Here is a 5,524-nt window from a genome sequence, read left to right on the forward strand (position 1 = left end):
GCCCGTCGTCGCCGAGACCACCGCGCTCGGCGCCGCCTACGCCGCCGGCCTGGCCACCGGGTTCTGGAAGTCGACCGCGGAGCTGGAGAGCAACTGGCAGGAGGACGCCCGCTGGCTGCCGCAGTGGGACGACGAGCGCCGCGAGAAGGGCTACGCCGGCTGGAAGAAGGCCGTGGCCCGCACGCTCGACTGGGTGGACATCTGAGTCGGGAACTGACACGTCTGATCGGGAGCGACACGTGACATCCATAGCCCTCGGACCGGGGTACCGCGAGAAGGCCCTGGACGACCTCGGCGGGACGGAGTTCGACGTCCTGGTGATCGGCGGCGGCATCGTCGGCGCCGGCACCGCGCTGGACGCCGTCTCCCGGGGCCTGTCGGTCGCGCTGGTGGAGGCCCGCGACTGGGCGTCGGGCACCTCCAGCCGGTCCAGCAAGCTCATCCACGGCGGCCTGCGCTACCTGGAGCAGCGCGACTTCGGACTGGTGCGCGAGGCGCTGCGCGAACGCGGCCTGCTGCTCAGCCGCCTCGCCCCGCACCTGGTGCGCCCGGTGCGGTTCCTGTACCCGCTGCGCAACCGCATCTGGGAACGCGCCTACGTCGGCGCGGGCGTGACCCTGTACGACACGATGGGCGGCGCCCGCATCCTGCCCTGGCACAAGCAGCTGTCGCGGCGCGCGGCACTGCGCGAGGCCCCCGCACTGCGGCACGACGCGCTGGTCGGGGCCATCCAGTACTACGACGCCCAGGTCGACGACGCCCGCTACACGATGATGGTGGCCCGCACCGCCGCCCTGTACGGCGCACGCGTGGCGACCCGCACCGAGGTGACGGGCTTCCTGCGCGAGGGCGCACGCGTCACCGGGGCCGCCGTCCGCGACCTGGAGAGCGGCCGGGAGATCGCCGTACGCGCCCGCAGGGTCGTCAACACCACCGGGGTGTGGACGGACGGCGCGCAGAAGATGACCGGCGCGCGCGCCGCGTTCACCGTGCAGGCGTCCAAGGGCGTGCACATCGTCGTGCCCCGCGACCGCATCCCCATGGACACGGGCCTCATCACCCGCACCGAGAAAAGCGTCCTGTTCGTCATCCCCTGGGGACGGCACTGGATCATCGGGACCACCGACACGCCCTGGGAGGAGGGCCCGGACGAGCCCGTCGCCGACCGCGCCGACGTCGACTACCTGCTGGAGCAGGCCAACTCCTGGCTGCGCGTCCCGCTGACGCACGACGACATCGAGGGCGTCTACGCGGGGCTGCGGCCGCTGCTGTCGGGCGACACCGACGACACGACCCGGCTGTCGCGCGAGCACACCGTGGCCGAGCCGGTGCCCGGCCTGGTGGTGGTCGCGGGCGGCAAGTTCACCACCTACCGGGTGATGGCCGAGGACGCGGTGGACGCGGCCGTGCGCGGCCTGGAGGAGAACGTGCCCGCGTCGGTCACCGCACGCCTGCCGATCGTGGGCGCCGAGGGGTTCGAGGTGCTGTGGAACGACCGCCGCCGCCTCGCCGCCGCCTCCGGGCTGCACGTGGCGCGCGTCGAGCACCTGCTGCGGCGGTACGGGACGTGCGTGCGGGAGGTCCTCGACCTGGTCGCGGCCGACCCCGCGCTGGGCGAGCCGATCCCGGGCGCGGCCGACTACCTCAAGGCCGAGGCGGTCTACGCGGTTTCCCACGAGGGCGCCCTGCACCTGGAGGACGTGCTCTCCCGCCGCACCCGCATCTCGATCGAGGAGTGGGACGGCGGGGAGGCGGCGGCGCGCCCCGTCGCCGAGCTGATCGCGCCGTTCCTCGGGTGGAGCGAGGACGACGTGGCCGCCGAGGTGGACCGCCACCTGGAGCGGGTCCGCGCGGAGCGCGGCGGCGCGGTGCTCTCCGTGCCGGGAGGCCGCCCGTCCCGCCGGTCGTCGGTGTCGGCGGCCTGACCGGCGCCGGCGACCGACGATCCGCCCCGTCCGGCGATCGGGGACGCGCCGCCGGAGCGGGGGCGCCGCGAGTCGTCGGCCCGGGACCCGGGCCGACGACTCAGGCGGTGAACGGGGCGCCGTAGCGCTCGTCGAACACGGTCTCCTCGACCGGGCGGCGCGACAGCTTGGCGGGGAAGCCGCGCTCGGGGTAGCCGACGGCGATGTGCGCGGCGGTGATGACCCCGTCCGGGATGCCCAGCAGCTCCTTCACCTGGGGCTCGCTGTGGCACAGCAGCGTGGTCATGGCGCTGGCCACGCCCTGGGCGCGCAGCGCGAGGCAGAAGTTCTGCGCGGTCGGGTAGATCGAGCCGCCGCCCACGACGCTGAGCCGCCCCAGGTCGGCGTCGGTGGGGTGCAGCCCGTCCAGCTCGGCGCACAGGACGACGATGGCCGGGACCTCGTGCAGGTGCTCGGCGAAGTGGTCGGCGTCGGCGACGGTCTTGGGCAGCGCCCCCACCGCGAGGTCCCCGGCCCCGATGCCGTCCAGGTACGCCTTCCACGGGCCGAGGTACCACTCCTGGAGCCGCCGCTTGCGGTCCTTGTCGCGGACGACGACCCAGCGCACCGGCTGGCGGTTGCCGCCCTGCGGCGCGAACCGGGCCGCCTCGAACGCGGTCAGCAGCACGTCGTCCGGTACGGGGTCGGGCCGGAAGTACCGGCAGGTCCCCGTGGTCTTCATGGCCTCGATGACGTCCATGTCATCCTCCGGTGGCGCGTGGCAGGGCGAGGCTGGCAGGGGGGAGTTGCGGCCGGGGGCGGCGCGGGCTCAGGGCTTGCGGCCCACCGCGCCGTACATCCACACCAGGTCGAGGTCGGCCGTCACCGGGCCGTCGGGCCGCCACAGCGACGTCTGGACGATGCCGGGCTCCAGGATCTCCAGGTCGCCGAACATGGCCTCGATCTCGGCCTTGGTGCGCGGCACGGCCGGGGCCTTGGCCTTGGTGTAGGTCTGGGCCACCCCGTGGACCTTGTCCGGCCGCAGGTCCTGGGTGGGATGCGAGATGACCAGGTGGCTGCCGGGGGCCATGGCGGCGCGCAGCGGACCCACGATCTCCTCGGGGTCCTTGTCGGGCACGAACTGCAGCACCGACACCAGCATCGTCGCCAGCGGCCTGTCGAAGTCGATGACCGCGCGCACGTCGGGGTGCGCCAGGATCGCCTCGGGGTCCCGCACGTCGGCCTGCACCACCCGCGTCCCGCCCTCGCTCCGCGACGCCAGGAGCGCGCGGGCGTGCACGAGCACGATCGGGTCGTTGTCGACGTACACCACGCGGGTCTCGGGCGCGATCTCCTGCGCCACCTGGTGGACGTTGCGCTGGGTGGGCAGCCCGGCGCCGAGGTCGAGGAACTGGCGGATGCCGGCGTCCACCAGGTACCGGACGGCCCGCTGGAGGAAGGCGCGGTTCTCCCGGGCGAGCAGGCGCAGTTCCGGCGCGATCGCCAGGGATTTCTCGGCGGCCTCCCGGTCGGCGGCGTAGTTGTCCTTCCCGCCGAGGTAGTAGTCGTACATGCGCGCCGGATGGGCGATGTGGATGTCCAAATCGGTCGGTGTCGGCTCGTCCATCCCGTGCCCCTCATTACGCCGCGCGGTCGCGGCCCATCGCGGACGGAAAGATCTTATTACCGTCTGCGGTCACGAGGCTACGGAAAACGTTGCTTTTTGGGGATTTGTCTAATTAACAGCCTGCCCCGTCGATCGACCGGTATCGGCGGCGGTGCCGTCCGGGGCGAATGGAAACGGTGCATTCAGGTCGGTCGGCCGCAATAGGCGTACCGGCCGTCTTCGTCGGAGCCGAATTCGCTCACGACGTATTAGGCGTTTTGGTCGTCCTTAGGGGACGTCGAAGCGTGCACCGGTCGTCGAAGGTGCGGTGCTCGCCCGCCGCACGGTCGGCAGAGCTGGTGGAGGTGACGGGCGGTGCGGCGGCGATGGTCCAGGTGAGCGCCGTGTTCATGGCGGTGCCGGGAACCGCCGGTCGGACGGTGACGTTCCCGCGACCACATCCGCGTGGCGGGCGGCCGCCGCGGCATGCGCGTCCGCCGCCGCGCCCTGCGCGGGCGCGGCGGCGGACATCAGGACGGCACCGCCATCCCATCGCGCACGTCGGCAGGCCCCTTGTCCGGCGGACGGGCGCGTCAGGTGCCCGCGACCGCCGACGTGCCGGCCTGCTCGGCGCTGCGGCTGCTGATCAGGAAGCGCACCAGCGACGTCAGCACCTGCTTGGCCGAGTCGCGGCTGCGCGCGTCGCACAGCAGCACCGGGATGCGCGGAGACAGGTCCAGCGCGTCGCGGATCTCCTCCACCGTGTAGTCGTAGCCGTCGTCGAACCGGTTCACTCCGATGATGAACGGCAGCCCGCGCTGCTCGAAGTAGTCCACCGCGGGGAAGCTGTCGGCCAGCCGCCGGGTGTCGGCCAGCACCACCGCGCCCAGCGCGCCGTGCGACAGCTCGTCCCACATGAACCAGAACCGGTCCTGCCCGGGCGTGCCGAACAGGTAGAGGATCAGCCCCTCGCGCAGCGTGATGCGGCCGAAGTCCATCGCGACCGTGGTGGTCGTCTTCCGGTCCACACCGCTGGTGTCGTCGACGCCCACACTGCGCTCGGTGAGCAGTTCCTCGGTCTGCAGCGGCCGGATCTCGCTGACGGCGCCGACGAAGGTTGTCTTGCCGACCCCGAACCCCCCGGCGACCAGGATCTTGACCGCGAGGGGCATGTCGGCGGCGGCGTCAGAGCGCCTCGAGTCCATGGAGTACTTCCCTGAGCAGTTCCTCGGTGACGGTCTGGTGCTCCTGCTGGGGGCGCCGGACCACGATGAAGCGATGGCTGAGCAGGTCGCCGAGCAGCACGCGCACCACGACCAGGGGCAGCCCGAGCTGCCCGGATATCTCGGCGACCGAACGCGGCCGCACGCACAGTTCCAGGATCGACATGTGCTCGGGGCCCAGCCCCGGGGGGGCGTAGGCGGGCGTCGAGACGGTCGCGATGATCGCGATCATCTCGAAGTCCTCGCCCTTGGTGGTGGGCCGCGCCCGACCTCGGGTCAGCGCGTAGGCCCGCACCAGGGGGCCCGCCTCCTCGTCGAGCCATTCGGTGCTTTCCTGATCGTCCCGCCCGATCATCGTCCGTCACGACTCCTCACCGGGGCCCGCGGTCTCCGACCGGCCGCGTCGGGTGCCCCGCTGGATCGCCGACATCATGGCACGGGCGGCCTCGGGAGACCGCTCCGGACGGACACGTCCCTGGTCGGAGGGCGGTGCGGGCGGCGCCGCCTCCTCGCGCAGCTGCGGCGCGAGGCTGGCCTGCCGGACCCGCTTGGGCAGCGCGGGCCTGCCACCCTTGGCGCGCCGCCGCGGCGACGCCTCCTTGCGCTGCTCCTGCGGCGGCTCCGGCCGCGCCTCGGCGGAGGTGTCGGCGGGCGCCTCGGTAGGCGGCTCCGACCACGGGGCCTGCGGCCCGGCCGCCGGCGGGGACTGCGGCTCCGGCGCGGGTGCGGTCGGCGCCGGCAGCGGGCCGGTCAGCGGGTCGCCGAGCGGATCCTCGGACGGCCCCTGAGGC

Annotated in this window: 5 protein-coding genes and 2 pseudogenes; 2 read left to right on the forward strand and 5 right to left on the reverse strand. The window is 73.2% G+C overall.

Annotation, left to right across the window (positions count from 1 at the left end):
* Together ABD879_RS31855 and ABD879_RS31860 are read left to right on the forward strand one after the other, a co-directional pair.
* Positions 1-205 (forward strand): annotated as a pseudogene (locus tag ABD879_RS31855) (glycerol kinase); the annotation flags it as partial.
* Between the two features lie 34 nt (positions 206-239).
* Positions 240-1,925, forward strand: coding sequence for a glycerol-3-phosphate dehydrogenase/oxidase (locus tag ABD879_RS31860; protein WP_378270014.1), 1,686 nt, complete (start codon positions 240-242; stop codon positions 1,923-1,925).
* 100 nt (positions 1,926-2,025) lie between these two features.
* Here the strand turns inward: ABD879_RS31860 and ABD879_RS31865 are convergent, their stop codons facing one another.
* The 5 genes and pseudogenes from ABD879_RS31865 to ABD879_RS31885 form a co-directional block, all read right to left on the reverse strand.
* Complete coding sequence (locus ABD879_RS31865; RefSeq protein WP_345025496.1) at positions 2,026-2,664, reverse strand: nitroreductase family protein; 639 nt, start codon at positions 2,662-2,664, stop codon at positions 2,026-2,028.
* Between the two features lie 69 nt (positions 2,665-2,733).
* Positions 2,734-3,531: an SAM-dependent methyltransferase gene (locus tag ABD879_RS31870; RefSeq protein ID WP_345025498.1), complete on the reverse strand. Its 798-nt coding sequence runs from the start codon at positions 3,529-3,531 to the stop codon at positions 2,734-2,736.
* Between the two features lie 572 nt (positions 3,532-4,103).
* Positions 4,104-4,715 (reverse strand): GTP-binding protein, encoded by a 612-nt coding sequence (locus ABD879_RS31875; protein WP_345025499.1) that lies wholly within the window; start codon positions 4,713-4,715, stop codon positions 4,104-4,106.
* Entirely contained in the window at positions 4,696-5,088 is a 393-nt protein-coding gene (locus ABD879_RS31880; RefSeq protein ID WP_345025500.1) for a DUF742 domain-containing protein, read from the reverse strand. Before ABD879_RS31880 ends, ABD879_RS31875 begins: the two co-directional genes overlap by 20 nt.
* A gap of 6 nt (positions 5,089-5,094) precedes the next feature.
* Positions 5,095-5,524: pseudogene (locus ABD879_RS31885) on the reverse strand (histidine kinase); the annotation flags it as partial.

This window comes from Actinomadura keratinilytica (genome assembly GCF_039539665.1).
Lineage (GTDB): Bacteria > Actinomycetota > Actinomycetes > Streptosporangiales > Streptosporangiaceae > Spirillospora > Spirillospora keratinilytica.